The organism is Bradyrhizobium sp. USDA 10063 (assembly GCF_054063735.1).
Genome location: NZ_JBSSGP010000002.1, coordinates 372,808 through 398,632, shown reverse-complemented (window position 1 = coordinate 398,632; position 25,825 = coordinate 372,808). Strand labels below are relative to the sequence as shown.

Annotated in this window: 24 protein-coding genes, 2 pseudogenes and 1 riboswitch; of the genes and pseudogenes, 14 read left to right on the top strand and 12 right to left on the bottom strand. The window is 61.7% G+C overall.

Annotated elements, in window-relative coordinates; translation table 11 throughout:
• The first annotated feature begins 10 nt into the window (after positions 1 to 10).
• Positions 11 to 917 (top strand): annotated as a pseudogene (locus tag ACVJGD_RS03720) (alpha/beta hydrolase family protein).
• 1,205 nt (positions 918 to 2,122) lie between these two features.
• Here ACVJGD_RS03720 and ACVJGD_RS03715 read toward each other — a convergent pair.
• The gene (locus tag ACVJGD_RS03715) at positions 2,123 to 2,527 is read right to left on the bottom strand and encodes a four-helix bundle copper-binding protein (protein WP_456633092.1); all 405 of its coding nucleotides are present in this window, start codon (positions 2,525 to 2,527) and stop codon (positions 2,123 to 2,125) included.
• A gap of 300 nt (positions 2,528 to 2,827) precedes the next feature.
• On the opposite strand from ACVJGD_RS03715, the gene ACVJGD_RS03710 reads away from it, so the two are divergent.
• From ACVJGD_RS03710 to crcB, 5 genes are all read left to right on the top strand, one after another.
• The gene (locus ACVJGD_RS03710; protein ID WP_456633091.1) at positions 2,828 to 3,028 is read left to right on the top strand and encodes a GDCCVxC domain-containing (seleno)protein; all 201 of its coding nucleotides are present in this window, start codon (positions 2,828 to 2,830) and stop codon (positions 3,026 to 3,028) included.
• A gap of 98 nt (positions 3,029 to 3,126) precedes the next feature.
• Entirely contained in the window at positions 3,127 to 3,444 is a 318-nt protein-coding gene (locus tag ACVJGD_RS03705) for an ArsR/SmtB family transcription factor (RefSeq protein ID WP_456633090.1), read from the top strand.
• 48 nt (positions 3,445 to 3,492) lie between these two features.
• Positions 3,493 to 4,854, top strand: a complete 1,362-nt coding sequence (locus ACVJGD_RS03700; RefSeq protein ID WP_456633089.1) for an NAD(P)-binding domain-containing protein — start codon at positions 3,493 to 3,495, stop codon at positions 4,852 to 4,854.
• Positions 4,851 to 6,032 (top strand): MFS transporter, encoded by a 1,182-nt coding sequence (locus ACVJGD_RS03695; RefSeq protein ID WP_456633088.1) that lies wholly within the window; start codon positions 4,851 to 4,853, stop codon positions 6,030 to 6,032. The genes ACVJGD_RS03700 and ACVJGD_RS03695 overlap by 4 nt, the downstream gene beginning before the upstream one ends.
• Positions 6,033 to 6,080: 48 nt before the next feature.
• Positions 6,081 to 6,144, top strand: a riboswitch (Fluoride riboswitch).
• Positions 6,145 to 6,234: 90 nt separating this feature from the next.
• The gene (gene crcB / locus ACVJGD_RS03690; protein WP_456633087.1) at positions 6,235 to 6,615 is read left to right on the top strand and encodes a fluoride efflux transporter CrcB; all 381 of its coding nucleotides are present in this window, start codon (positions 6,235 to 6,237) and stop codon (positions 6,613 to 6,615) included.
• A 53-nt stretch (positions 6,616 to 6,668) separates the two neighbouring features.
• On the opposite strand, the gene gor is transcribed toward crcB, so the two are convergent.
• From gor to ACVJGD_RS03670, 4 genes are all read right to left on the bottom strand, one after another.
• The gene (gene gor / locus ACVJGD_RS03685; protein WP_456633086.1) at positions 6,669 to 8,054 is read right to left on the bottom strand and encodes a glutathione-disulfide reductase; all 1,386 of its coding nucleotides are present in this window, start codon (positions 8,052 to 8,054) and stop codon (positions 6,669 to 6,671) included.
• An 84-nt stretch (positions 8,055 to 8,138) separates the two neighbouring features.
• Positions 8,139 to 8,684 (bottom strand): DUF2059 domain-containing protein, encoded by a 546-nt coding sequence (locus ACVJGD_RS03680; protein WP_456633085.1) that lies wholly within the window; start codon positions 8,682 to 8,684, stop codon positions 8,139 to 8,141.
• 25 nt (positions 8,685 to 8,709) lie between these two features.
• Positions 8,710 to 9,408, bottom strand: coding sequence for a ribose-5-phosphate isomerase RpiA (rpiA, locus tag ACVJGD_RS03675; RefSeq protein WP_456633084.1), 699 nt, complete (start codon positions 9,406 to 9,408; stop codon positions 8,710 to 8,712).
• Between the two features lie 234 nt (positions 9,409 to 9,642).
• Positions 9,643 to 10,476: an SDR family NAD(P)-dependent oxidoreductase gene (locus ACVJGD_RS03670; RefSeq protein ID WP_456633083.1), complete on the bottom strand. Its 834-nt coding sequence runs from the start codon at positions 10,474 to 10,476 to the stop codon at positions 9,643 to 9,645.
• Positions 10,477 to 10,547: 71 nt separating this feature from the next.
• On the opposite strand from ACVJGD_RS03670, the gene gph reads away from it, so the two are divergent.
• The 5 genes from gph to ACVJGD_RS03645 all read left to right on the top strand — a co-directional run bounded on the left by gph (position 10,548) and on the right by ACVJGD_RS03645 (position 15,602).
• On the top strand, positions 10,548 to 11,234 hold the full coding sequence (gene gph, locus ACVJGD_RS03665) for a phosphoglycolate phosphatase (protein ID WP_456633082.1): 687 nt from the start codon (positions 10,548 to 10,550) through the stop codon (positions 11,232 to 11,234).
• Between the two features lie 152 nt (positions 11,235 to 11,386).
• Positions 11,387 to 11,854 (top strand): hypothetical protein, encoded by a 468-nt coding sequence (locus ACVJGD_RS03660; protein ID WP_456633081.1) that lies wholly within the window; start codon positions 11,387 to 11,389, stop codon positions 11,852 to 11,854.
• Between the two features lie 119 nt (positions 11,855 to 11,973).
• Positions 11,974 to 13,008, top strand: coding sequence for a GTP 3',8-cyclase MoaA (gene moaA / locus ACVJGD_RS03655; protein WP_456633080.1), 1,035 nt, complete (start codon positions 11,974 to 11,976; stop codon positions 13,006 to 13,008).
• A gap of 331 nt (positions 13,009 to 13,339) precedes the next feature.
• Positions 13,340 to 13,921, top strand: coding sequence for a TRAP transporter small permease subunit (locus tag ACVJGD_RS03650; protein WP_456633079.1), 582 nt, complete (start codon positions 13,340 to 13,342; stop codon positions 13,919 to 13,921).
• 25 nt (positions 13,922 to 13,946) lie between these two features.
• On the top strand, positions 13,947 to 15,602 hold the full coding sequence (locus tag ACVJGD_RS03645) for a TRAP transporter large permease (protein WP_456633078.1): 1,656 nt from the start codon (positions 13,947 to 13,949) through the stop codon (positions 15,600 to 15,602).
• Between the two features lie 91 nt (positions 15,603 to 15,693).
• Here the strand turns inward: ACVJGD_RS03645 and ACVJGD_RS03640 are convergent.
• The 4 genes and pseudogenes from ACVJGD_RS03640 to ACVJGD_RS03625 form a co-directional block, all read right to left on the bottom strand.
• Positions 15,694 to 17,101 (bottom strand): annotated as a pseudogene (locus tag ACVJGD_RS03640) (sodium:proton antiporter).
• Positions 17,102 to 17,443: 342 nt separating this feature from the next.
• Positions 17,444 to 18,460, bottom strand: a complete 1,017-nt coding sequence (locus tag ACVJGD_RS03635) for a sodium:calcium antiporter (RefSeq protein WP_456633077.1) — start codon at positions 18,458 to 18,460, stop codon at positions 17,444 to 17,446.
• A 20-nt stretch (positions 18,461 to 18,480) separates the two neighbouring features.
• Positions 18,481 to 19,314 carry a universal stress protein gene (locus tag ACVJGD_RS03630; RefSeq protein ID WP_456633076.1) on the bottom strand — a complete coding sequence of 278 codons (834 nt, stop codon included), beginning with the start codon at positions 19,312 to 19,314 and terminating at the stop codon, positions 18,481 to 18,483.
• A gap of 110 nt (positions 19,315 to 19,424) precedes the next feature.
• Positions 19,425 to 19,685, bottom strand: a complete 261-nt coding sequence (locus ACVJGD_RS03625) for a hypothetical protein (protein ID WP_456633075.1) — start codon at positions 19,683 to 19,685, stop codon at positions 19,425 to 19,427.
• A gap of 306 nt (positions 19,686 to 19,991) precedes the next feature.
• On the opposite strand from ACVJGD_RS03625, the gene ACVJGD_RS03620 reads away from it, so the two are divergent.
• Positions 19,992 to 20,282: a hypothetical protein gene (locus ACVJGD_RS03620; RefSeq protein ID WP_456633074.1), complete on the top strand. Its 291-nt coding sequence runs from the start codon at positions 19,992 to 19,994 to the stop codon at positions 20,280 to 20,282.
• Positions 20,283 to 20,329: 47 nt separating this feature from the next.
• Here the strand turns inward: ACVJGD_RS03620 and ACVJGD_RS03615 are convergent, their stop codons facing one another.
• Complete coding sequence (locus ACVJGD_RS03615; RefSeq protein WP_456633073.1) at positions 20,330 to 21,511, bottom strand: radical SAM protein; 1,182 nt, start codon at positions 21,509 to 21,511, stop codon at positions 20,330 to 20,332.
• Between the two features lie 37 nt (positions 21,512 to 21,548).
• Positions 21,549 to 21,881, bottom strand: a complete 333-nt coding sequence (locus ACVJGD_RS03610; RefSeq protein WP_456633072.1) for a hypothetical protein — start codon at positions 21,879 to 21,881, stop codon at positions 21,549 to 21,551.
• A gap of 785 nt (positions 21,882 to 22,666) precedes the next feature.
• Here ACVJGD_RS03610 and ACVJGD_RS03605 point away from each other — a divergent pair.
• Complete coding sequence (locus ACVJGD_RS03605) at positions 22,667 to 23,155, top strand: VOC family protein (RefSeq protein WP_456633071.1); 489 nt, start codon at positions 22,667 to 22,669, stop codon at positions 23,153 to 23,155.
• A 207-nt stretch (positions 23,156 to 23,362) separates the two neighbouring features.
• A complete protein-coding gene (locus tag ACVJGD_RS03600) occupies positions 23,363 to 24,616 on the top strand; it encodes an MFS transporter (RefSeq protein ID WP_456640153.1) in 1,254 nt (417 codons plus the stop codon).
• A 100-nt stretch (positions 24,617 to 24,716) separates the two neighbouring features.
• On the opposite strand, the gene ACVJGD_RS03595 is transcribed toward ACVJGD_RS03600, so the two are convergent.
• Positions 24,717 to 25,805: a TRAP transporter substrate-binding protein gene (locus tag ACVJGD_RS03595; protein ID WP_456633070.1), complete on the bottom strand. Its 1,089-nt coding sequence runs from the start codon at positions 25,803 to 25,805 to the stop codon at positions 24,717 to 24,719.
• Between the last annotated feature and the right edge of the window lie 20 nt (positions 25,806 to 25,825).

Genomic DNA, 25,825 nt, shown 5'->3' with positions numbered 1-25,825 from the left:
AAAACCGTAAGTGGCTGAGGCTGCGCTGGACGACGTCTTCACCGACGACATCATTGTACCCGCCATCGACGACTATCCGCTTGGGGCTACCCTCTTCCTGCCCCGCGGCTCCAAGCGGCACGCCGTCCTGGTCAATTCGGCAACTGCGGTGCCACGCAGGGTCTACAAGGGCTTCGCTGGCTATCTCGCCAAGCGCGGCTGCGTCGTCCTCACCTATGATTATCGCGGCACCGGCGATTCCAGGCAGAAGGCCGTGAGCGGAGACAACCAGCCGAAATCGCTGGTCGGCTTCAAGGCCTCGATGTCGGACTGGGCCGCGCTCGACGTCACCGCCGCCGTGACGTGGGTGCGCGAGCGCTACCAGGCGCTGCCGCTCGCCTATGTCGGCCATTCGTTCGGCGGCCAGGCGCTGGGACTGATCCCGAACAACATCGAGGTGTCGCGCGCGCTCCTGGTCGCCTCGCAGGCCGCGACCTGGCGGTTGATGGCCTCGCCCGAACGCTATCGCGTCTACACCGCCATGAATTTCGTCCTTCTGCCGTTGACCCGCGTGCTCGGCTACACGCCCGGCTGGGCGGGGCTCGGCATGGATTTGCCGAAGGGCGTGTTCGAGCAATGGACGAATTGGGGTGAACAGCCCGCGCTACCTGTTCGATGACGCCAAGCTCGACGCGGTGTCGAATTTCGCGAACTTCAAGGGCGCCCTGCGCGCGTTGTGCATGGCCGATGACACCTGGGCGACGCGCCCTGCGATCGAACTGCTCTGCTCCGGCTTCACCGCCGCCAAGACGGAGGTCATCTCGATCACACCTGATGATGCCGGCGTCAAGAAGATCGGCCATTTCGGTTTCTTCCGCCCCGAGCACCGCGACACGCTCTGGCGCGGCGCCGCGGAGTGGATTGAGGCTAGCGAGTGAGGCTGGTGGCCCGTAGGATGGGTAGAGCGCAGCGAAACCCATCGTGACGGAGCAAGCGGCACGAATGATGGGTTTCGCTGCGCTCTATCCATCCTACGATTCTGATTCAGTTTTCAAACAGCTCTCCGCTGTCATCGTCCGGCTTGACCGGACGATCTAGTATCCCAGAGGCGTCTGAGCTTGAGCTGAGAGGCCGCCGGATACTGGATGCCCCGCCTGCGCGGGGCATGACGGTGGAGTATGGTGAGAGATGTGAGTTCGCGTTCTCGCGGCACGTTGCGCCCGAGGTTTGCGTCACTTTCCACCCTCTCATCGAACAGAGGGCGCAGGGAAAGCCGGGTGCCGGTTGCACCCGTGGGCCCCGTGCAACAAAAAGCACGGGGGTAGGACCACAGGTCAACCGAAGCAACTCCGGCTTTCCCTGCGCGATGGTTTTACGGCTTACTTCGTGCTCTTCCCGGTGACCGGGCTTTCTTGCCACCGTCATCTCTTGCGTGAATTTGTTCACGCAAAAAACTTAGCGCCAGCGTCGGGGCGCCAGAACCACACGACTTCGCCGTCCGTGATGGGCGTGCTCGTCAGTCACACCCATCGCGTCCACCGCATCTCACCGCAACGTTCGTGACGATCGCGACCCGCCCCTCATTCGCGCTGAGACGCGCGGAGTTAAATCACTGATTTGCCCGACGACGGAAGCGGAATGTTTTTTGCGGAAGGGCTGGACAGACTTTTGGTGATTTGCCCGACGGGCACTTTTTGCATAGCTCGCGCCACAACACACACTGTCATTCCGGGGCATCGCGAAGCGATGAGCCCGGAATGACGATGGAGGTTAAGGCGAGAGGAGTGGCGGAATGCGACTACACCTGAACAGGCGGCCAGCAAAGCTCGCTAGTGGCGGCAAGGACGTCGCTTGGATTGGCCGCGGGCCTTCTTTGCGAGCAGGCGTTTCAACTTGGCTCGCAGGCGGAGAACCTCTTCGTACTGCGCACGCAGATCGTTTCTGATCCAGGGCGGCGGTGGCGGCTCATTGCGGCGGTTGCGGTTGGACATACCGCAACCTAGTGCCAAGATTTCCCGGCCGCAGCACAATACCGGAATTAAGCTTGATGCTGCGGTTTCAGGTTAATTCTGGAACCGGCGGTTGCAGCAACGAATGTCTTAGCCGCCAAGCCGCGAGACTTTCGCGTGATTTGCCAACTCCCTCAATGCGCCATGCTGCGCCCGGCCTCTTCGCAGGCCTGCATGCAGCGGCGGCAGGCGTCGGCGCAGATGCGGCAATGCTCGTGCTCGCCCGCATGCTTCTGGCATTCGTCGGCACAGAGCCGGCAAGCCGCCGTGCAAGTGTGCAGCATGCGGCGGATCATTTCGTCATCCCAGCCGGTCTGACGCGTGGCCATCCTGCCGGTGATATTGCAGACGTCGGCGCAATCGAGGTTGAGGCGGATGCATTGCGTCAACGACTTGACCATGTCCTCCGCGAGGCAGGCGTCGGCGCAGGAGGTGCAGATCTGGGCGCAGGAATAACACTGCTCGATGCAGCGCACGAGCAGGCCATCGCCCTGGCCTTGGGCGCGTGGGTGCCGACTGATCATTTCCTGGACTTGCATGGAACTCTCCGCGGGTTTTGAGGGGCTTCCTCGTTCGCCTAATCGCCGAGCTTCACAAAGGTTCTCTTGAGCGCTTGAAACGAGCTTCGGCACGCGCGCAGGCGCAGCGGCGAAGGCGGAGTTGCCATGGGGGGCGGCTTATAAGGTTCCGGGCCTCGCGGCCGCATCGCCCGCGCCGTGCACCTTACAACGAGAATTGTAGTGTACGAGTTTGAAAACGTTTGGTCGAATTAATTAGCGTGTTTTCCTAGTCGATTCTCCGTAGAATACGAAAGGCATGTCGCATTCTGGAAACTGACCATGCAGACGGAATCAATCATTACCTGCCCGGTCTGTCGTCACGTCTCGGTAGAAACCATGCCGACCGACGCCTGCCGATTCTTCTACGATTGCAAAGGTTGTGGAACTCGGCTGAAGCCTAAAAGTGGCGACTGCTGCGTATTCTGCTCCTATGGATCGGTCCCCTGCCCGCCCGTTCAGCAAAACGACAATTGCTGTTAAGGCCAGCCTGAGTTGACAGCCGGCCAACCTTATCCCTATTTCTAACATTCTAGAAATATGGTTGCATTCCACGCGAAAGCATGCGCATAGTTCGATCCATGAAGATTGAAACTGCAGCTCAGCGACTGGAAGCCCTGGGCAATCCGACCAGACTTAGGATCTATAGAGTGCTGGTCCGTGCCGGACATGCCGGCATGCCAGTCGGGCGCTTGCAGGAGCGGCTCAAGATTCCAGCGTCGACCTTGTCGCACCACGTCAAGGCACTCGTGTCCGTAGGCCTGATCTCTCAGGTGCGCGAGGGCACGACGCTAGTGTGCCACGCCGAATATGACACGATGCGGGGCCTGGTGGATTTCCTCGTGGCCGAGTGCTGCGCCGAAGAGAACCAATGCAAAGAGGCGCAGACAGCGACCTGATTTTTTTGCCTGATCATTCGATAATTCTAGAAAGATAGGAACAGAAAAATGAGCGCAGGAAAGACGGTCGCGATCATCGGAGCCGGTCCCGTCGGACTCGCCGCGGCCGCGCACATGATCGAGCGCGGCATGACACCCACGGTGCTGGAGGCCGGAAGTGAGGCTGGAGATGCCGTACGGCAATGGTCGCATGTAAAGCTGTTCTCGCCGTGGCAATACAATATCGATGAGGCCGCGCGCCGCCTGCTGGAGCCGACTGGCTGGAATTCGCCGGATCCGCAGGCCTATCCGACGGGCGGCGAACTGGTGGAGCGATATCTGCAGCCCCTCGCCTCCAGGACAATTCTTCAAGAGCACATCCGCATGTCCGCGCGCGTGACCGGGATCAGTCGCGTCGGGTTCGACAAGGTGAAGACCAGGGGCCGCGGCAATGCCCCCTTCGAGCTTCGCTACCGAAACGGCGCTGGCGACAAGACGCTGCGTGCCGATGCGGTGATCGATGCTTCCGGCACCTGGCGGTCACCCAACCCTGCGGGTGCCAACGGCCTCCCCGCGATCGGTGAAAGCGAAGCCTCCACCCGGATCGCCTATGGCATGCCCGACGTTCTCGGCCCGCAACGAGCACGGTACGCATCCAAGCGCGTCGCCGTGCTGGGAGCCGGACATTCGGCCATCGGCACCTTGGTCGATCTTGTCACGCTGGCCCAATCGGCTCCGGGCACCGAAGTCTTCTGGCTGCTACGCGGCGATGATCCGGCAAAATCCTTCGGTGGCGGCACCAACGACAAGCTCCAGGCGCGCGGCGCGCTGGGAAGCATGTTTGCCGACCTCGTGCAGCGGGGAAACGTGCGCGTCGAGCCCGCCTTCCGCGTTACGCATTTGACGATGACGGAGGACGGGCTTCGCATCGGCGCCGGCTCCGCCTGCTGCGGCCGATCGCTCGTTGTAGATGAACTGATTGTCGCAACGGGCTTTCGTCCCGACCTCGGCTTTCTCAGCGAATTGCGGCTTTCACTGGATCCCGCGCTCGATTGCCCGCCCGCGCTGGCGCCGCTGATTGATCCGAATGAGCATAGCTGCGGAACCGTGCGCCCGCATGGTGCGCTCGAGCTGGCACAGCCCGAACCCGGCTTCTACATCGCCGGGATGAAGTCCTATGGGCGAGCCCCGACGTTCCTGATGCTGACCGGCTATGAGCAGGTTCGGTCGATCGCGGCCGAGCTTGCGGGCGACATCCAGGCTGCACGCCGCGTCGAGCTGGTGCTTCCGGAAACCGGCGTCTGCAATGTTTCGGCCTCAGTGAAGGATGGCGGTTGTTGCGGTGGTCCCGCAAGAACAGATGCATCCGCCTGCTGCGCCGCTGACGAGACCGCCCGGCAGTCGGGCGATTCCGGTTGCGGCTGTTCATGAAGCAAGCTCACGCCGGCTCGCTGCCGGTCATCATCGCGCTCGGCACCACGCAGACCATTGCGTGGGCGTCGAGCTACTACCTTCCCGCCATTCTGGCAGCGCCGATCGCCCGTGACCTGTCGCTGGAGCCCGCCTACGTGTTTGGGGCACTGTCGGGCGGGCTCGTCATCTCCGGCCTGCTCGGACCGCGCGTCGGTCATGCCATCGATACGTTCGGCGGTCGTGGATTGCTGGCGATCTCGAATCTCGTCTTTGCGAGCGGCCTGCTGCTGCTTTCGCTGGCCGGCGGACCGACCGTCCTGATCGCGGCATGGATCGTTCTCGGAATCGCCATGGGAATGGGCCTGTATGAGGCCGCCTTTGCCACGCTGACGCGCATTTACGGTGCCGCGGCGCGGCGGCCGATCACCGGCATCACCCTGATCGCGGGTTTCGCCAGCACTGTCGGGTGGCCCATTTCGACCTGGCTTGATTCCGAATTGGGTTGGCGGGCGGCCTGCCAGATCTGGGCTCTTGTCCACATCGGATTGGCGCTGCCGCTCAACCTTTCCCTGCCGCGCCCGAAAGCGCTTGCGCACATCGACGCCGCGCAGCCGCATGCAGACAACGGATCCGGTCAGAGCGAGACGTTTGCAATGGTGGCGCTGGCCTACATGTTCGCCGCCTCGGGATTTGTCAGTTCGGGCCTTTCGGCACTTCTGCCGACCATTCTGGTGCAATTGGGCGCAACGCCGGCCGCCGCACTGCTTGCCGGAACGTTGGTGGGGCCCGCCCAGGTCGGGGCACGCATCATCGAAGCGGGATGGCTGGCGCGCTATCATCCGCTGTTGTCCGCGCGGCTCGCGACGTTGATGAATCCACTCGGCGTCGCAATCCTCACTCTCGGCGGTCCTGTGCTCGCACCGCTCTTTGCGATGTTCTATGGCGCAGGGAACGGCATCATCACGATCGCGCGCGGTACATTGCCGCTCGCCCTGTTCGGACCGAAGGGTTTTGGAAAGCGTGTCGGCCTGATTTCTCTGCCCGCACGCGCGACGGGAGCGCTAGCGCCGCTCACCGTGGGCTTGATGGTGGAGCATATCGGTGCCGGCGCGCTGTGGGTCAGCGCCCTCGCCTCGCTATCGGCATTCCTTGCCTTGCTCGCGTTACGTCCGGCCCGCAAACACAGCGAGTCCTGAGCGGCCGGTTTGATTCTTTGACCGTCGTCCATCATGTGTTAGCTTGCAGCGACAGATGGGGATGGAGTCCCCCGATACCCGCCCGTCGTGGGCTGATGACTCCTGCTGAGTGAGGCGGCAAGCCTCGCTGCGGCGGGAGCATGGATGAACCCGCTGTCAGCGGGTTTTTGCTGCCTCGAAACGGAAAGAGGCGGCAAAGTACATGCTAGGTTACATTCTTGTCTTCGTCGGCGCCGGCATCGGCGGTGCATTGCGCCATGGCGTCAATCTCTCCACCGCACGCACGTTCGGCACCGGCTTCCCGTACGGAACGCTCACGGTCAACGTGGTCGGTTCGCTGGTGATGGGCTTGCTTGCCGGCTATTTCGCGTTCCGGGGCGAAGCCACGCAGGCTTGGCGCTTGTTCCTGACTACAGGCATTCTCGGTGGCTTCACCACCTTCTCCTCGTTCTCGCTCGATACGGCCCTGCTTTATGAACGCGGCGAACTTGGCTTGACGCTGTTTTATGTGGCCGTGTCGTTCGCCTGCTCAATCAGCGCGCTGTTCGTGGGGTTATGGGCGGTGCGCAGTTTTGTGCAGTGACGCTTATCGGTAGGCAGATGGCGAGTTACGCTTCGCCAACCCGCTCTACGGCCCTACTCGGCGGCTTGTCTCACGTAGCGCGCGGTCGGCGTGCGCATCGTGACCAGTTCTTCGGCAGCGGTCGGATGCAACGCGAAGGTCGCGTCGAAATCGGCCTTGGTCGCTTTCATCTTCACTGCGATCGCGACCACCTGGATGATCTCGGCGGCGCAGTCGCCGACGATGTGGCAGCCGAGCACGCGGTCGCTCACGCCGTCGACCACGAGCTTCATCAAAACGCGGGTGTCGCGGCCCGACATCGTCGCCTTGATGGGGCGGAAACTGGTCTTGTAGATGTCGACGTGGCTCACTCGCGCGCGCGCTTCGGTCTCCGTCAGACCCACCGTGCCGACCTCCGGCTGCGAGAACACCGCGGTCGGAATGTTGGTGTGATCGACCTGGACCGGGCGCTTGCCGAACACGGTGTCGGCAAAGGCGTGGCCCTCGCGGATCGCGACCGGCGTCAGATTGTGGCGATGGGTGACGTCGCCGATGGCGTAGATGTTCGACACCGAGCTTTTCGACCAGGCATCGACCGCGATGCCGCCGTTGTTCGGGTTGATCGCGACGCCCGCCTTCTCCAGGCCGAGATTGGCGACATTCGGATGCCGCCCGATCGCGAACATCACTTTTTCGGAGGCGAGGCTCGAGCCGTTCGACAGATGCGTGGTGAATTCCTTGCCGTGGCGGTCGACCTTGGTGACGGTGCAGCCGGTCAGGATTGTGATGCCGCGCTTCTCCATCTCGGCACGGACGTGCTCCCGGACATCCTCGTCGAAGCCGCGCAGGATGTTGTCGCCGCGGTAGATCACGGTGACGTCGGAGCCGAAGCCGGCGAAAATGCCCGCGAATTCCAGCGCGATGTAGCCGCCGCCCTGGATCACGATGCGCCTCGGCAATTCGGGCAGGTGAAATGCCTCGTTGGACGAGATCACGTGCTCCAGGCCGGGGATCTCGGCCCCATGGTTCGGCGCGCCGCCGGTCGCGATCAGCACGTAGTTGGCCTTGACCGTCTCGCCGGTCGCAAGACGCAGCGTGTGCGCGTCCTCGAAGACGGCGCGCGTCTTGACGATATGCGCGCCGGATTTCTCGACATTGGTAGTATAGGCCGCCTCCAGCCGCGCGATCTCCTTGTCCTTGTTGGCGACGAGCGTCGGCCAGTCGAACGAGGCCTGCGGGATTGTCCAGCCGAAGCCGGCGGCATCCTCGATCTCCTGCTGCACGTGCGAACCCATCACGAACAGTTTTTTCGGCACGCAGCCGCGGATCACGCAGGTGCCGCCCATGCGGTACTCTTCGGCGACCATGACCTTGGCGCCATGGCCGGCGGCGATGCGGGCGGCGCGAACCCCTCCCGAACCGCCCCCGATGACGAACAGATCGACGTCGTAATCAGCCATGGCACCTATGTCCTACACTATCTCGTTTGAGCATGATCTTTTCGGAAAACCGGTTTCCACTTTTCCGGATCATGCTCTTGAGAATCAAATCTCCTTGCCGCGCTTGCGCATCTCGGCCCGGAACTGGGCGTTCACAATCTCGGCGAACTGCTGCGCCCACTGGTTCATATAGGACATCGAGAACTGGATTGCCCGGGGCTCGCTGGCGAGCAGCTTCTGGCCCAGCGGCGACTTGTAGAAGGTGACGAGGTCCTTCAGTTCCTGCTCGGTGAATTCGTTGGCATAGACCTTGGCCATGCCGTCGCCGATCTCCTGCTCGCGGCCGGCCAGGTTCTTGGCGACGATCGCGGCAACCTCGTTGAGGTCCTTCTGGTAGTTGAGGTTGGACTGCAGCAGGCTTTCCTTGGTCTGCAGCACGATGTTGGGAACGGCGTTGGCGTACATCGCGCTCGCGTTCTTCATCTTGAGGATTTCCTTGGCGGCGGCGATCGCCGCGGGCGTGCCTTCCTTCAACGCAGGCGCCGGTGCGGGAGCCGGCGCCTTCTGCTGCTGCGCGCTCACCGATACGGCGGTCAAGGCCACGCCCAAGGCCAGGCCGGCAGCCGACAAAATCCGTACAAAGCTCGTCATTACAAGTCTCCCAGAATTTACGGCGTCAGCGCCGCTCAACAACGCGAATTCCCTGCGCGCCCGCCAGCACGACCGTGCCGGCGAGACCGATGAACAACCCATGCTCGACAATGCCGGGGATCACGCTCAGCAGCCCGGCCAGGCGCGGCGCATCTCCTATCCGTCCAAGGTGAGCGTCGACAATCCAGTGGCCGCCATCGGTGACAAAAACGTGGCCGTCTTTGGCCGTCCGCAGCACCATCTGCCCGGCGACGCCGGCCTCCGTAAAGGCCTTCGCGATCGCCGCCTTGGTCGCCGCGAGCCCGAACGGGACCACCTCGATCGGCAGCGGGAAACGGCCGAGCGCATCAACCCATTTGCTGTCGTCGGCGATCACGATCATGCGATCGGATGCGGCCGCGACGATCTTCTCGCGGAGCAGCGCGCCGCCGCCGCCCTTGATCAGGTTGAGCGCGGGATCGACCTCGTCGGCACCATCGACGGTGAGATCGAGGTGGTCGATGTCGTCGAGCGTGGTCAGGGCAATGCCGCAGGCCTCCGCCTGCGCGCGGGTCGCCTCCGAGGTCGGCACGCCCACGACCTTCATGCCAGAGCGAACCTTCTCGCCGAGCAAATCGACGAAATGCTTGGCGGTGGAGCCGGTGCCGAGCCCGAGCTTCATGCCGTCGCGCACCTCTGCGAGGGCGCGCGCCGCGGCCTGTCGTTTCAATCCGTCCATGTCCACGTGCGACGATTTCCCAGGACTTGCGAGCGGGACTAGTTTCTCAAGGCTTGGGAGCGGCCCCATCCCCGCTCCGGCGGGCGCATATCTAGCCCCCTTTTGCGCGCAGGGACAGCGCCAATAGCGCCTGATGCGGCGGCGCGCTGCAGTTTTAATATTCGATCAGAATCGCCCGCCAGCGTGCTGTTTTTCCACGCTTTCTTCGGGCGACGACACGCTTCGTCCTAAACTGGAAGATTAACCGGAGACCTCGTCCATCGCGGTCAGGATGGCGGCAAACCGCGGCTCGACCTCGGCCCGCATGCCGGGATGGGTGAATACATAGAGGCGGTCTTCCCGTATGGCGGCAAGCACGCGTGCGGCGACGTCGGCCGGATCGATACCGGCCTCGATTTGCCGCGCGAGCTCGGCGAAGATGGCGGCCGCCGGGCTCTCGGGATCGAGCGCGGGTCCCGGACCGTAGCGTGGAGGCCGGTTGCGTCCGCTCTCGCCGATACGGGTCCGCACGAAGCTCGGACACAGCACGCTGACGCCGATCCCGAGCGGCTCGAGCCGCACGGCCAGTCCCTCGGACATGCTCACGACCGCGAATTTCGTTGCGGAGTACGGGCTGAAGCCGAGGCCGGCGTTCATCCCGGCCATCGACGCGGTGTTGACGATGTGTCCGCCCTCGCCGTGCTTGCGCATGTGCGGCAGGAAGCTTGCGATGCCGTGCACCACGCCCATCAGGTTGACATCGATCACCCAGCGCCAGCTCTCGAGCGAGATCGCGTCGATGCCACCGGGCGCCGCGACGCCGGCGTTGTTGCAGAGAATGTGGACGTTGCCGAAGGCGTCGAACGCGGCGCCGGCGGCGTCCTCGACGCTGGCGGGATCGGCGACATCGCAGATCGTGCCTCTGACGCTTGGGCCGAACTCAGCCAGGCTTTTGACGGCACGCTCCAGCGCCGCCGCCTCGATATCGGCGAGCATCACCTTCATGCCGGCCTCTGCGAACGCACGACCGAGCGCAAGGCCGATGCCGCTGGCTCCGCCCGTGACAAAGGCTGTTCTGCCGCCAAGTTCGCGCATCGGCGCCCTCCCTTGTGTTCGCCCGCCCTCTTCTCTTGCATGACGGCGTCGGAAACGATAGCCAAAGGACGATGAACTCTCCCGGCATTGTCGTTTTCGATCTCGACGGTACCCTCGTCGATACCGCGCCCGACCTGATCAGCGCGCTCAATCACGTGCTGGACCGCGAGGGCTTGCCGCCCGTGCCGCTGCGAATGGCGCGCACCATGATCGGCGCCGGCGCGCGCAGACTGATCGAGCGCGCGCTCGAACTCGAAAGCCGCCACGCCAGCACGGACGACATCAGCCGGCTGACCAAGGATTTCATCGACTATTACGCCGCCCATATCGCCAATGAATCGCGCCCGTTCGAAGGCCTGGAAACCGCGCTGGACGAGCTCGCCGCGCAGGGGTTCCGCTTTGCGGTCTGCACCAACAAGCTCGAATTCCTGTCCAGGCTGTTGCTCGATGAGCTTGGCCTCAGCGGGCGGTTTGCGGCGATCTGCGGGGCTGACACCTTCGGGGTCTCGAAACCGGATCCGGCGATCCTTCGGCAGACGGTGGCGCAGGCGGGCGGACAGTTGTCCTCCGCAGTGATGGTCGGCGATGCCGGGCCGGATGTCGGGGTCGCACGGCGGGCGGGTATCCCGGTGATCGGGGTCGAGTTCGGCTATACCGACATACCTATCGCCGAATTGAAGCCGGACCGGCTGATCGGCCATATGCGCGAGCTGCCAGCCGCTGTCGACAGCCTCGCCAAGGCTGTGAATATCTCCTAACCTACTGAGATTACGTTGCTTTTCTGCAACACTGCGGCTTCTTATTAACCATCGCTTAGCGAATCCGCCCTGCGCCGTTGCGCCGCAGTTTCGACGCTCCTATGGTCCGGCCGGGGATTGTGGCTCTCAGCCACAGTTAGGTGTGGATCAATATGCGTCGTGTCATCGCGATTGCCGTCGCCGGGGCAAGCCTGGCGGGCTGTTCGTCTTTTTCTTGGGATTCGTTCAAGTCAGCGCCTGCGCCGGTCCAGGTCCAGCTCGAATCGACGCCTCCGGGCGCGGACGCGGTGACCTCGGTCGGACCGGGCTGCAAGACGCCTTGCACGGTCTCGGTGGCCGCGCCTGACAGCGGCTTCTCCGTCACCTTCAACCTGCCGAAGTACGAGCCGGCTACGGTTCCGGTCACCGTTGTCCGCAACCCCGGCGACCTCACCACTCCGGCATCGACCGTAGTCGATCCAAATCCGGTGGTCGCGGAACTGAAGCCTGCCGCTCCGCCGCCGAAAGCGCGCAAGCCGCGGCCGAAACGGCCGAAGCCGGCCGCGGCCGCTCCGGCAGCCGAACCTGCCGCGACCGCCGGCTCGCCGTTCCCCGATCCGAACGCACCGGCGCAGAACTGATTTTCACGTTCGCACTGCACCCTTTGCAGAACGCATTGTCGGACGGTGGCAAGCTGCCTAGATTGTGCTAGCGGAGCGCCACTTCCCTTTCGTCCGGCTCCGCTGAGCAAGGCGTGTGAATGAACGCGATTTCGCTTCCCTCCTCCGAATCCCTGTTCCGTCCGATGACCGATCCGTTCGGCCGGACGATCCGCTACCTGCGCGTCTCCGTCACCGATCGCTGCGACCTGCGCTGCTTCTACTGCATGTCGGAGGACATGACCTTCCTGCCGAAGGCCGATCTCCTGACGCTGGAAGAGCTCGACCGGCTGTGCTCGGCCTTCATCGCCAAGGGCGTGCGCAAGCTCCGCCTCACCGGCGGCGAGCCGCTGGTGCGGCGCAACGTGATGTCGCTGGTGCGCTCGCTGTCGCGGCATCTTGGGAGCGGCGCGCTCGATGAATTGACCCTGACAACCAACGGCTCGCAGCTCGCGCGCTTCGCCGGCGAGCTCGCCGATTGCGGCGTGCGCCGCATCAACGTCTCGCTCGACACGCTCGATGCCGACAAATTCCGCGCGATCACGCGCTGGGGCGACATCGACAAGGTGCTGGCCGGCATCGAGGCGGCGCAGGCCGCCGGGCTCGCGGTCAAGATCAACGCGGTGGCGCTCAAGAACATGAACGAGGACGAGATCCCCTCGCTGATGGAGTGGGCGCACGGCAAAGGCATGGGACTGACCCTGATCGAGGTGATGCCGATGGGCGACATCGGCGCCGGCCGCATCGATCAGTATGTGCCGCTGTCGCTTCTCCGCGCCCGGCTGGAAAAGCAGTTCACGCTGACCGACCTCGACGAGAGCACCGGCGGCCCTGCCCGCTATGTCCGGGTCAGCGAGACCGGCGGCAAGCTCGGCTTCATCACGCCGATGACCCACAATTTCTGCGAATCCTGCAACCGCGTGCGCATCACCTGCACCGGCACGCTGCACACCTGCCTGGGCCACGAGGATGCCTCCGATTTGCGCAAACCGCTGCGGGCGTCGGCAGACAACGAGCTGTTGTCCGCCACGATCGACCGCGCCATCGGATTGAAGCCGAAGGGGCACGATTTCATCATCGACCGCCGCCATAACCGCCCCAGCGTCAGCCGGCATATGAGCGTCACCGGCGGCTGAGGGCCGGCGCCGTTCTTCACGTTCATGAATCCGATCTCGACACGATCAACGCTCCACGGAGCGAGTCGTTGAATTTGGTCCCATGTCAACGCAGGTGGAGACCATCGGGGGTGTCAGCCGTCGGCTTTCTGATGAGAATAGCCGACGCAGAACCGGCGGTCGCGCTTACCGCACCGCCAATTCTCCTTCAATATCAACAAACTTCCGATTGACGCCGGCTCCGGCCGCTGGTTTGGTGCGGCGGGCTTCACGCTAGCTTGGCTGGATAAGCCGCTGCGCCTGGCAGGCGCAGTCAAGACTGCTGAAGCCCCAAAGCGGGGAGGATGACCGGTTGCAATCGCTCTTGAAATTGAGCCGAGGCATTGACGCGTTCACGCGCTGGACCGGCAAGCGCCTGGCATGGCTGATCCTGGTCGCCGTCATCATCTCGGCGGTCAACGCCATCGTCCGCAAGACGCTTGATACGTCGTCCAACTCCTGGCTCGAGCTTCAATGGGTGCTGTTCAGCATCGTGTTCCTCCTGTGCTCGCCCTGGACGTTGCTCGACAACGAGCACATCCGGATCGACATCATCAACAACACGCTGCCCAAGAAGGTACGCAACATCATCGACGTCATCGGTCACGCGTTTTTCCTGATGCCGCTCTGCATCGTCATGATCATCACCGGCGGCCCGTTCTTCATGCGGTCCTACGAGCTCAATGAGCAATCGGGAAATGCCGGCGGCCTGCCGCAGTGGCCGACCAAGTCGCTGATCGTCATCGGATTCGCTTTTCTGTTTGTCCAGGGGATATCCGAGCTGATCAAGCGCATCGCCGTGATGCGCGACCTTATTCCGGATCCGCACGACACGCAGGTGACTGCCATCGAAGCCGAAGTCGAACAGCTCGTTGAGGCGATCGAAAAGCGCTGATCGCAGCGATCGCAGGGGATTTTGGATGACAGCTTTTCTTATCGACAATATGGCGCCGATCATGTTCGCGGCGCTGGTCGTCACGCTCCTGCTCGGCTATCCCGCAGCCTTTTCGCTCGGCGCCGTCGGGCTCATCTTCGCTGTCGTTGGCATCGAGCTTGGACAATTCCACCCCGACTTCCTGCAGGCGCTGCCCGAGCGCGTCTACGGAGTGATGAACAACGATACGCTGCTGGCAATTCCCTTCTTCACCTTCATGGGACTGGTGCTCGAACGATCCGGCATGGCCGAGGACCTGCTCGACACCATCGGCCAGTTGTTCGGTACCGTTCGTGGCGGCCTCGCCTACGCTGTCATTTTCGTCGGCGCGCTGCTCGCCGCCACGACCGGTGTCGTCGCCGCCTCCGTGATCTCGATGGGATTGATCTCACTGCCGATCATGCTGCGTTACGGCTACGACCGGCGGGTCGCGAGCGGCGTTATCGCCGCCTCTGGCACGCTGGCCCAGATCATCCCTCCTTCGCTGGTGCTGATCGTGATGGCCGACCAGCTCGGCAAGTCGGTCGGCGACATGTACGAAGGCGCGTTCATTCCGGGACTCGTGCTTGCCGGTCTTTACGCCGGCTACGCCTTCCTGGTCACGGTGTTGTTCCCCAAGGCGGCACCCGGCCTTCCTCCGGAGGCCATCGGCTTCCGTGAAAAGAACGGCAGCCGCGGCCTGTGGTCGCTCGGCGTGCTGTTCCTCGCGAGCTGCGTGTTCGGCTGGTTCATGATGCGGGGCTCCACCGTGGCTGGCGCCGACTACGTCGTGCTCAGCATGCTCTACGGCATCCTGTTCGCCTTCTTCGTCGCCGTCCTTAATTGGATCATCGACAAGGTCACAGGCTTCCGCTTCCTTTCGGCGATGGCGCAGCAGACCACGTTCGTGATGGTCCCGCCGCTGTTCCTGATCTTCCTGGTGCTTGGCACCATCTTCATCGGCCTTGCCACACCGACCGAAGGCGGCGCGATGGGCGCGGCGGGCGCGATCATTCTCGGCGCCATGAAGCGCCGGTTGAGCTGGGATCTGATCCGGCAGGCCGCGGAATCGACCGCGAAACTGTCGGCCTTCGTGGTGTTCATCCTGGTCGGCGCCCGCGTGTTCTCGCTGACCTTCTATGGCGTCAACGGCCATGTATGGGTCGAGCATCTCCTGACCTCGCTTCCCGGCGGCCAGGTCGGGTTCCTGATCGTCGTCAACGCCATCGTCTTCGTCCTCGCCTTCTTCCTCGATTTCTTCGAGCTCGCCTTCATCGTGATCCCGCTGCTGGGGCCTGCCGCCGAGAAGCTCGGGATCGACCTGATCTGGTTCGGCGTGATCCTCGGCGTCAACATGCAGACCTCGTTCATGCATCCGCCGTTCGGCTTCGCGCTGTTCTATCTGCGTTCGGTGGCCCCGAAGGAATCCTTCATCGATCGTGTCACCGGCAAGCGCATGGATCCGGTGACAACGGGCCAGATCTATTGGGGCGCGGTGCCGTTCGTCGTGATCCAGATCATCATGGTGGGGCTGGTCATCCTGTTCCCGGCGATGGTGATGCACTACAAGGGCGCGGCGTCGACCGTCGATCCGGACTCGGTCAAGATCGAGATCCCACAGATCGACCTCCCGCCGCTGGACTTCGGACAGCCGAAGAACTGATCGGCGCTGCTGTCTTCTGCAGCGTGAGATGCAGCGCGTGGCATCGACGTTCGCGACTACTGCGTCGTCGTGTCGATAGCAGCCCTGACGCTCACCGGAAGAAAACCAACGTGACGAGCGCAAAGGTGGGCAGCAGCAACATTGCAGACCAAGCCATATAGCCGAAGAAGCTTGGCATGCGGACGCCGCTCTTCTTGGCAATGGCATAGACCATGAAGTTTGGCGCATTGCCGATGTATGAATTGGCACCCATGAACACTGCGCCCGCAGAGATTGCCGCAAGCGTCAAGGCCCCGTTCGTCATCAACTGCTGCGGATCGCCGCCGGCGAGCTCGAAAAAAACCAAGTAGGTCGGAGCATTGTCCAGAAAGGATGAAAGGAGACCGGTGAGCCAGAAATAGGCGACATTATTTGGAACACCATCGGCGTCCGTAACCATGGCTACGAGCGGTCCAAATACGCCGGAACGTCCCGCGCTCAACATTGCGAGGACCGGAATGATGGTGACGAAGATCGCGGCGAAGAGCTTTGCCACTTCGACGATCGGCCCCCACGAAAAGCCGTTGGCTTCGTGGTCTCGCCTCGGGGTCAGTGCAAGAGAGATGAACACCACGCAAACCATGACAGCATCACGCAGCACATTCTCCACTGCCACATGCGTGCCTAAAACTTCAAAGCTCCCGAGTTTCAAGGACGCACCGAGGAGAATAGCTGCGATAATGACAGCCATAAGCACAAAGTTGATGCCGCCACTGATCCGCAATGGATTGTCAGGCGTCGGATCCGGCTTGATGCGTCCCTCCTTGCGATAAAGATATGCATCAATGCAGAAGAAGATGACCAGCAGAGCTGCCGCGGCAAATGCCGTCTCTGCTGCCAGATGCCTCGTCGTCCAGAAGAAATCGACACCCCGCAGAAAGCCGAGAAAAAGGGGCGGATCACCCAACGGCGTCAGCGAGCCACCGATGTTCGAGACCAGGAAGATGAAGAACACGACGACATGTGCATTGTGCCGACGGTCGTCATTGCGCCCGGATGACCGGACGAATCATCACCATGGATGCTCCGGTAGTGCCGATCACGCTTGCAAGGAGAGCTCCCAGCGCAAGTAGTGCGGTGTTCGAAGCAGGTGAGCCGTGCAGGTTGCCCCGCAGAACGATTCCGCCGGCAACCGTGAAGAGCGCCAGGAGCAGAAGGATAAAGGGAATGTATTCCAGCAGTGCGGTATGCACCAGCGCATGCGTGGCTTCGACCCATCCGATCGAGAGCGCGAGCGGGATCGCAGTCAGGGCACCCCAAGCCGCCGCTATCTTGCCCTGATGGTGTTCCCAGAAATGCGGCGCAGCGAGGGGAAACAATGCAATCGATAAAAGCATGCCGGCAAAGGGTACTGCCCAGCCGAGACGCATATTGGCGCCGTCGAGCGTGGCGGCGAGCGCCTCCGAGGGAGATAAGAGAGCGACCAAGATACCGGTCAAAAAATAGCGGCCAACTCGCATTCGGTTCATGCTCGTTGCAGAAAATGCGACGCGAGACCTGTTACGGCAGCCAACGAAAGAGCCAGCCACAGGGCAGGCACGCGAACGCGTTCCGCTCGCCATTGGCCGAAGCTGGAAAGAAGACCCATACCTGCTCGCTCCATCTTCGAAAATGCGCGATATGACCATCCTCGAAATCCCGGACGGCGCTCTTTTGGCAACAGCTAGACCCTCTATAGCATGACGCGGCGCAGCCTGTGCAAGCTTCCGCGGGCGCATCATCATCCGCATGTCAGCGGGCTCGGGTTATTGGCGATACGTCTCGAACGATGCTTCAGCATCACCCCTGCTTGCGAACGGCCGCTAGTGGCCGTGCAGGTAGACGGCGTACGAGCTGAACAGATAGACCAGGAGCAGCGCCAGACTGACCCAGCCGATTACTCCGCGCACGCGTGTCTGCGGCTTGTACAGCATGGCAACGATGAAGATACCCGACATGATCACGGCGGCAAACGCGGTGATGGCGTGAGCAGGCGAAACCGCTCCTAGCAGAGGACCCTTGGTGTAGGCGATGTCATCGGCCGCCAGGATCAGAACATCGAAGAGATTGCTGCCGAGCAGGTTACCGATGGCCATATCGACGGCGCCGAGCCGTAACGCACTGACAGTTACCACCAGTTCTGGCACCGAGGTGGCTCCGGCAATGAGCAGCGTGCCGATGAAAGTCGCCTTCCAGCCTGTCACTTCTGCCAGTTCCTGTCCGACAAACGGCAGCCACGCGCCGGCTACAGCGATCACGCCGGCTGCGCCGGCGTAGCGGAGAGCCGCGACGCGCAAGGTGATATTGGCCTCCGCTTTGAAAGCATCTGGCGGCCTGGCACGATGCTCATAGACGAAGGTCGCTCGCATTGCGACGAGGTAAATCACGATGATGAATGGGGTATAGCCACTGATGTGCAGGAGCTGGAAGCTGACGCTATTGTGGCCGAGCAACAGGAACGCGCCAACCGAGCCGATCAGGATCACGCCGAAACCGGCTGTGAGGATGTGACCTTGGTCAATGCGCCGGTACATCGGCTCATCGCGAGCTAGTTCATCCAGCAGTACCAGCATCAGCAGATTGAAGATGCAGCTCCCGAGCGCGTCGCCGACCGCGATGTTGGGTGTGTCCGCAGCCGTTACTGCGCTGATGCCCGTAAACAGTTCGGGAAGGGACGTGGCTGTTGCGAGCAGGACGAGGCCGATCCACGATTGAGATAGCCCGGTTATGCGCGCGATGACGTCGCCGTTACGTATCAGCGCCGGGCCGGCAAAGCCGATCAGGATGATGCAAAACGCGAACTTCAGCCAAGGCAGGAGCGTTAATACCATGACGTTCATGTCCCGAACGTCATGGTATGTCAGTGATAGACGAAGAGTGCGCAGGGCGGCGTTTCGACTAATGCGTTAGTCGTCGAGCCAAACAGAGCGGTTCGAAAACCGCGATGCCCATAGGATCCCATAACAAGCGTCCCGATCTTCCGCTCGGCGATCTCGAGCCTGATGACCTCTGCCGGATGAATTCTGGTCGCGATGGGATGGGCTTCGGCTTCAAGTCCATGGCTGCGAAGGTATTCGGCGGCACCGGCGGTTCTGCGCGCAGCCAGCTCCTGAGTTTCGTCAATCGATGTCACAGAGATGCGTCTTCCTGCACCAATTCCGAGCAGCACAAACATTTGGACGGCACGCATCGCGGGGATGCTGCCATCATAGGCGATCAATATATCACTATCGGTGGCTAGCTCGTCCGGGCAAACAATCACCGGCCGCGGGGTTACCAGCAACAACTTGGCGAGAACCTCCGACAATTGCTCACGAACGTTGCCGCAGAAGGCCGTATCGTGACCGGTGATCACCAAGTCCCTGGCCTCGGATGCCAAATATAGCGTCCCTACGGGATCGCCTTCGAATGACAGCCACTCAAAAGAAATATTATGATCCCGACATTCCACCTCGAATGTGCCGCGTAAGCGCCGCCGGATGTTACTCGCTTGTGTCTTGAGCTGCTCCTCCAGGTCGACTTGGTAGGCTGCAACGCCGATCCCTCCAAGCATCGGAGCTTCGATGTAAGTCAGATCGATACCGGCCAATCCCGTCAGGTCAGCTTCCGTCCGTCGTGCCAAGCCGAACGCAAAATGCCGCGCTGATACAGAGGATGGTGTCTCGCCAAGCAGGACCAAAATTCGTTTCAGCATCGCAAATCCCAGTTCTGATATTCGTCAATCTAACTGTACCGCCCCCCTTGCACTTGATGAAGGTCAAATAGTTGATCCCTAAACCGATCAGGGTGGGATCCTCTCGATGCTCAATGCTCCGTTCCGGCTGGAATTCGGCGGCCAGCGTCGCCGCGATGGCGTTGGCGAAGATCCAGTTCTTCTGATACGTCCGGCGCATCAGCGCCCTTGCATTGCTCGGCTATCTCGCCAACGCCGCCGCCTAGATCATCCAGTACAGACTGCTGCACTCGAGCGTGATGACTTTTCTTCGAATCGTCATCCCGCTTTAGCTCTTGTTTGAGCATGATCTTTTCGGAAAACCGGTCTCCACTTTTCCGGATCATGCTCAAGGGCGCCGATCAATAAACCACTTGTCTTGATCTGCGTCCGCTGAAGGCCGTTAGCGGCGCAGAAGTAGACGGTCCAGAAACACGCTGCTCGGGACCAAGAAGCGACATGACGCGTCTGTGCAGTTTCGATCGAGTGGCGGGTTGTGGGACCTGGCTTCATGCCGCCACCAGACCTGAGTGCGCAACAACGAATCGGTCGTTACCCGCGTAACGCAATTCCAGATGGCCGAAATTATTCTGTAGGCATCCTGCCCCCATCATCCTTGCCTGGTGAGCAGTCACCTTTAACACGAATAGGAGTTTCCAATGAAGATTCAAGTTGGCAGGCTGGTGCTTGCACTCGCAGTTGCTGGTCCTCTCGCAGTGGCCGCCACGGCCAAATCGTCTGCTGCGCCGATCAATGGCATGTCGATCAAGGCGGCGGCGCCAGCTATGACTACACAGGTGCGCTATTGGGTGCGTCGGGGTTACGCCTACCCCCTGTACTGGGGCTATCCCACCTATAATTCGTACTGGGGCTATCCGACCTACAACTCGTATCGGGGCTATCCGGGCTACTACTACTCCTATCCCGGCTACACTTACGGCTGGTGGTGACGACAAATTGGCAGCGTGCGGCTCCCTTCGAGCCGCCGCTACAACTGCTAAGCGCGCGTCGACGCGTCGCTCACGTTAACGCGTTCGCCACCTGGCTTGCTGACGTAAAGATGGCGCTCCAAGACGGATTGCATGTTCTCCAGCATCGAATAGAGATCGTCGCAATATACCGAAGGATTGTCGTAGCCATTTGCCTTGGAGAAACGATGCGGAAGATACCCCCCTCCGCAGGCGTTCATGAACTTGCACTGCCGACACTTCTCGCAAAGATTGATTGAAGCATCGCGCGCGGCTTTCCAGCGAGGCTCGTTCCTGACCTCGTCGATCGCATGATCGAAGATGTTGAACCTGGTTTGCGTGAAGCCATCGCCTGCGATCCGCAACACATCGTGCGCTTCCACAGTGCCATCAGTCATTACGGTGCAAAGCTCGATGGGCTTGTGGCCGACGCCCTCGGTCGGCGAATTGTTGCCAAGCAGGGCGGTGATCATGTCGGATATAATGCGGATATTGGCGGTCGGCGCTGCGCGATTTGCCGCCAGCCACAGGTCGAACAGCCCGTTGTAGAACGAAGCGATGGATGGCGGTTTCTCATCCACCGTCGCATCGGGGATCATGATGTCGTAGTTGGCAATTCCGCAGGCGGCGAAAAACTCGACATACTGCTCCGGGGGATAAGCGGGATTGCAGACGGCCAAAGCGCTTACGCAGATGTCGCGTGATACCAGCATGCGGGCGGCGCGCTCCACCGCCGCGTGGGTGCCCGTCCCCTGAAACGTACGACGGTGAAGGTCGTGAATATGTGCCGGTCCATCGAGACTGATGGCCACCGAGATGTTGCGCGTCTCGAAGCAGTTCAGCCATTCGTCATCGATCAACACGCCGTTGGTTGTGACCGCGATCGGAATGTCGCAGCCCGTTCGGGATGAAATGCCCTCGCAGGCCTCGGCAAAACGGTGGAAATTCTCGACCCCCCACAGCAGGGGCTCGCCGCCGTGCAGAACGATGGGAAAATCGACCAGCGAGTATCGCGCGACGTGTTCTTCGATGCGCTGCAACAACTGATGCAGCACGTCCGTACTCATCAGCTTCGGCTTATCGTAGACCGCCGCGTCGCGGAACCAGTAGCAATAGGAGCAGTCGATGTTGCATCGCGCGGCCACCTTGACCAGCAACTGCGTGATCGGCTGGTCATGGAAGGCGACAGAATTTGAATCGTCAAACAACATGCCGATGCCGGTATGCGCCTGAAGAAACGGCGATTAGCTAGTATCCCCGAACGAAGCCCCCTCTGCGGAAGGCGCCTGCTCCCGGATAGTATCCGCCTCTGCGGAATGCACCTGCCCCTGGATAGTATCCGGCCCTGCGAAAGCCGCCCACATACGGGCCCCTGCCAAAGCCTCGCCTGAAATAAACTTGATTTACAACGGGTTGCTCGGGAACAACTGCGGGTTGATCGGAAGCAAGCCCTTCCGTTGAACTCTGTGCTTGCAGATCGTTCAGCAGTGCGTCGATGCCTTGATGATCGCTTTGGATTGTTGCGCCTGGCCCGTGCAATTGCAGGAGGCTCGCCAGAACCTTCAGCGTCGTAATCGCCATGGTCGTGCTCCTTTTCGCGATGCAGTTCAAGGATCGAACGAAAGGCCGGTGTCTACCGCAACCGGACGAGCAGCGGACAATATATACCTTTTCTATTGCAGCGGAAATGTGGTGGAGCCGAGGTCGAGCCCGCTCCCGTTGCGGGCTGGCCAAGTCAGGGAGGATGCCCACGCTGGACCGCTTCGCGATGAGGTCGCCTCGGAAGCTGTTTTTAGCCGCGCCGACGCTGCGGCCGCTTGAAGAAGACGCGCGGCAGTTTGGCGGTTTCTTCGCACTCGATGTCAGAGCGAAGGATCGACGACGAGCGATCACCCAAGTGGTAGCGGCTTCACGATCTGGAAGGTCATAGAGCCCTCGCGCGGTTCTCAGGCGTCCGGTCCAAGGCGATTTGGAGCCAGGGCAGCCAATTGCGGTCACTTGCCCGGCGGGTTCTGAAGCGATCGAGGCACTTCTTGGAACAAAGGGGGGTTCGCCACGAGTAGTACCGGACGAGACCAAACTTGCCATCGCACACTGCGCATCGCGCGGCTCTGCCAGACCTAAGACCATCGGAGCAATCGGGCATCGCAGTCTCCTCTCGGTATTATCGTTGCTGTTCGTCGATCATCCTCTTTCACCGTCGCACTTCGTGCCCCCTGTGCGCTTTTCCTTCGCCTGCAGCCTAGGACGATCGGGATCAACCGCTCAATTGAACGTAGGTAATGCGCCGGCCATCCAAAGGGGACAGGGAATGATACGAAGGTTTAGGGGGCGCGCCTTGAAACCGACGTCGCCCGAAGGCGTATATGGAGCTCGTCGGGGCGCAGGCATGCTTTCCTGAAGCGGTTGTCTGGCGCATAGTCGGTGTTGCACCGATAGATCAAATGATTGCCAGGCAGGAACCCATGAAACGCACGTGGACAATCATTGGCGTGGCTGACGTGCCCCAGAGCTTCACGTGGTATCAGTCGCTGCTTGGGCTGCTCGAGACGGCGCCTGCCCACGACTACTTCGGGCAAATCGTCGACTCGGATGGAACGGTGTTGCTCTGTCTCCACGAGTGGGGTGCCCACGAGCATCCCTCGTTGACAAGTCCCCACGACGCCAAGCCGGGCAACGGCCTTCTCTTGTTCTTCCGGGTCGACAACTTTGACGTGGCTCTGCCAAGGGCCCGCGCGCTCGTCAGCCGGCTGGAAGAAGAGCCGCATGTGAATCCCAACACTGGCACCATGGAGTTCTCGCTCCGAGATCCTGACGGATATTACGTCACCATCAGTGCGCTCGATCCGCCTTAGATCGCCGCCGCCCATCCCGAACTACTCGACCGCAACTGCCATGAACGCATGGCAGAAGGACGTTCCCGATGCATTGTAAGCACTCGCGAGAGTACGAATAATGAATGCTATCGAACCGCTTCAGGGAAGGTGAGTTTGTCGCTTGGCATCGAGGGGACCAAACAGTTCAGCGTGAAGCGCGCAGCGTTTGCCGCCACCATCGGCAACATGCTCGAATTCTACGACTTCATTACCTACAGCTTCTTCGCCATACAGATCGGGCACACCTTCTTCCCTGCGCAAGGCGAGTATGGCAGCCTTATGCTATCGCTCGCGACCTTCGGGGCGGGCTTCGTCACGCGGCCGATCGGCGGGATCGTGCTTGGCATCTATTCCGACCGTGTTGGACGGCGGCCGGCAATGCTGCTCAGCTTTGCGTTGATGGGGAGCGCGATCCTGGCGATCTCGATCACCCCATCCTATAACGCCATCGGCCTTGCGGCGCCGATCATCGTGATCGTAGCCCGCATGCTGCAGGGATTTGCGCTTGGCGGCGAAGTCGGGCCAACCACGGCCTATCTCATGGAGGTCGCCCCTCCCGAACGCCGCGCGCTGGTGGTTTCGTGGCAGCCGACGAGCCAGCAGATCGCCGCCACCACGGGCGCACTGGTCGGCTTCGTGCTGAGCAAGACGATGACGCCGGAGGCGCTGCAATCCTATGGTTGGCGTCTGGCATTCCTAATCGGGGCGATCTGCCTGCCGTTCGGGTTCTGGATGCGTCGGACGCTGCCAGAGACGATCCCGCAGGGTGAAAGCGGCGCCCGGCGCGTTGAAAGCTCGCGCCATCTCGTGCTGGCAGGTCGGCACATTCGTCTGATCCTGTTGGCGCTGATGATCTTGGCGAGCGGCACGATTTCAACCTATGCGACGCAATACATGACGACCTATGCACAGAACACGCTTCATGTGGCGCCGTCTCTGGCCTTTGCAACGTCGCTAGTCAGCAACGGCCTGGGAATCGCAGGCGCGTTGCTGGGAGGCTGGCTGGCCGACCTCCTTGGTCGCAAGCCGGTCATGATTTACCCGCAACTGGTCGCACTCGCGCTGACCTATCCGATCTTCCTGTGGATCGCCGGTGCACCCGGCGCGTGGTCGCTATTGTTCGGCTTCGGCGCGCTATCGCTGATCGGATCGCTGCCGTTCACCGCTTTCTATGCGACCTTCACCGAGGCGCTGCCTCAACAGATCCGCGGCGGCGTATTCGCCACCGTCTACGCGGTCGCAATCGCAAGCTTTGGCGGCACCGCGCAGCTCGTCATCACGTGGCTTCTCCATATTTCAGGAGATCCGCTGGCGCCCGCCTGGTACCTCTTGCTTGCCGCCGTCGTCGGACTGATCGCGATGAGCCTGATGCCCGAGACGGCGCCGGTGAAGGTAAAGGCTTCTGCGCCGACCCGCAGCCCGGGCGGAGCGAAAGCGTAACCCGGGACGTCGGCATCCACGATAGCGGGCGGTTGCGCTGCGCGTCACCCGCGCTAAGGGGAGGCAACGGAGCAAGCCTCCCCTTAGATTGATCTACGGATCAGCTCTGCGAGTGGCGCGCCATGAAGTTGTCGTAGCCGACTTCGGCGACCTGGAACCATTGATAGCCGCTGCTGGAATAGGCCGAGAGCGATTCATAGACCTTCTTGAAGTTGGCGTTGCTTGCCGAGACCTCGGCATGCAGCTCCTTTGCCGCCTTGAAGCTCGCCTCCATGATCGGCGGCGAGAAGGCGTGCAGCTTGGCGCCGCCCGCCAATAGCTTCTTCAGCGCGGTCGGGTTCACGGTGTCGTACTTTGCCATCATCCAGTTGTTGGCATAGTGGCCGGCCTGCTCAAGGATGGACTGGTAGTGCTTCGGCAGGCTGTTCCACTTGTCGAGATTGACCATCGCCAGCAGCATCGGGCCGCCCTCCCACCATCCCGGATAGTAGTAGTGCGGCACGACTTTCTGCAGGCCGAGCCTCTCGTCGTCGTAAGGACCAACCCATTCGGCTGCGTCGATCGTGCCCTTCTCCAGTGCCGGATAGATGTCGCCGCCGGCGATCTGCTGCGGCACGCAGCCGAGTTTCTGCATCACGCGGCCGGCGAAGCCGCCGATGCGGAATTTCAATCCCTTCAGATCATCGACGGTGTTGATCTCCTTGCGGAACCAGCCGCCCATCTGGCACGTCGTGTTGCCGGCAAGCAGCGAGGTGACGTTGTAGCTCTTGTAGAATTCGTTCAGGAGCTCCTTGCCGCCGCCCATCATGTACCAGGCCTGATTGAGCCTCGCGTTCGGCCCGAACGGCACCGCGGAGCCGAAGGTGAAGGTCGGATCCTTGCCGAAATAGTAGTAGGACGCAGTGTGCCCCATCTCGACCGTGCCGGTCTGCACGGCATCCAGCACCTGCAGCCCCGGCACGATCTCGCCGGCGGCAAAGGTCTGGATCTGGAACCTGTTGTCGGTGGCCTCGCCGACGACCTTGGCCATGATCTCGGCCGCGCCATGCAGCGTATCGAGCGATTTCGGCCAGCTCGTCGTCATCCGCCATTTCAGCTCCGGCATCGACTGCGCAATGGCCGGTGCGGCGAGCGTGGTGGCACCGGCGACACCGATGCCGGTGACCTTGAGAAAGTCCCGTCGTTTCATGTTGTTTCCTGCCCTGCTGG

Bases quoted from the DNA above. Each gene is read 5' to 3' on its own strand.
- ACVJGD_RS03715 (WP_456633092.1), bottom strand. From the start codon at position 2,527: ATGCAAGTCCAGGAAATGATCAGTCGGCACCCACGCGCCCAAGGCCAG.
- ACVJGD_RS03710 (WP_456633091.1), top strand. From the start codon at position 2,828: ATGCAGACGGAATCAATCATTACCTGCCCGGTCTGTCGTCACGTCTCG.
- ACVJGD_RS03705 (WP_456633090.1), top strand. From the start codon at position 3,127: ATGAAGATTGAAACTGCAGCTCAGCGACTGGAAGCCCTGGGCAATCCG.
- ACVJGD_RS03700 (WP_456633089.1), top strand. From the start codon at position 3,493: ATGAGCGCAGGAAAGACGGTCGCGATCATCGGAGCCGGTCCCGTCGGA.
- ACVJGD_RS03695 (WP_456633088.1), top strand. From the start codon at position 4,851: ATGAAGCAAGCTCACGCCGGCTCGCTGCCGGTCATCATCGCGCTCGGC.
- crcB (WP_456633087.1), top strand. From the start codon at position 6,235: ATGCTAGGTTACATTCTTGTCTTCGTCGGCGCCGGCATCGGCGGTGCA.
- gor (WP_456633086.1), bottom strand. From the start codon at position 8,054: ATGGCTGATTACGACGTCGATCTGTTCGTCATCGGGGGCGGTTCGGGA.
- ACVJGD_RS03680 (WP_456633085.1), bottom strand. From the start codon at position 8,684: ATGACGAGCTTTGTACGGATTTTGTCGGCTGCCGGCCTGGCCTTGGGC.
- ACVJGD_RS03670 (WP_456633083.1), bottom strand. From the start codon at position 10,476: ATGCGCGAACTTGGCGGCAGAACAGCCTTTGTCACGGGCGGAGCCAGC.
- gph (WP_456633082.1), top strand. From the start codon at position 10,548: ATGAACTCTCCCGGCATTGTCGTTTTCGATCTCGACGGTACCCTCGTC.
- ACVJGD_RS03660 (WP_456633081.1), top strand. From the start codon at position 11,387: ATGCGTCGTGTCATCGCGATTGCCGTCGCCGGGGCAAGCCTGGCGGGC.
- moaA (WP_456633080.1), top strand. From the start codon at position 11,974: ATGAACGCGATTTCGCTTCCCTCCTCCGAATCCCTGTTCCGTCCGATG.
- ACVJGD_RS03645 (WP_456633078.1), top strand. From the start codon at position 13,947: ATGACAGCTTTTCTTATCGACAATATGGCGCCGATCATGTTCGCGGCG.
- ACVJGD_RS03635 (WP_456633077.1), bottom strand. From the start codon at position 18,460: ATGAACGTCATGGTATTAACGCTCCTGCCTTGGCTGAAGTTCGCGTTT.
- ACVJGD_RS03630 (WP_456633076.1), bottom strand. From the start codon at position 19,314: ATGCTGAAACGAATTTTGGTCCTGCTTGGCGAGACACCATCCTCTGTA.
- ACVJGD_RS03620 (WP_456633074.1), top strand. From the start codon at position 19,992: ATGAAGATTCAAGTTGGCAGGCTGGTGCTTGCACTCGCAGTTGCTGGT.
- ACVJGD_RS03615 (WP_456633073.1), bottom strand. From the start codon at position 21,511: ATGTTGTTTGACGATTCAAATTCTGTCGCCTTCCATGACCAGCCGATC.
- ACVJGD_RS03610 (WP_456633072.1), bottom strand. From the start codon at position 21,881: ATGGCGATTACGACGCTGAAGGTTCTGGCGAGCCTCCTGCAATTGCAC.
- ACVJGD_RS03605 (WP_456633071.1), top strand. From the start codon at position 22,667: ATGGAGCTCGTCGGGGCGCAGGCATGCTTTCCTGAAGCGGTTGTCTGG.
- ACVJGD_RS03600 (WP_456640153.1), top strand. From the start codon at position 23,363: ATGCTCGAATTCTACGACTTCATTACCTACAGCTTCTTCGCCATACAG.
- ACVJGD_RS03595 (WP_456633070.1), bottom strand. From the start codon at position 25,805: ATGAAACGACGGGACTTTCTCAAGGTCACCGGCATCGGTGTCGCCGGT.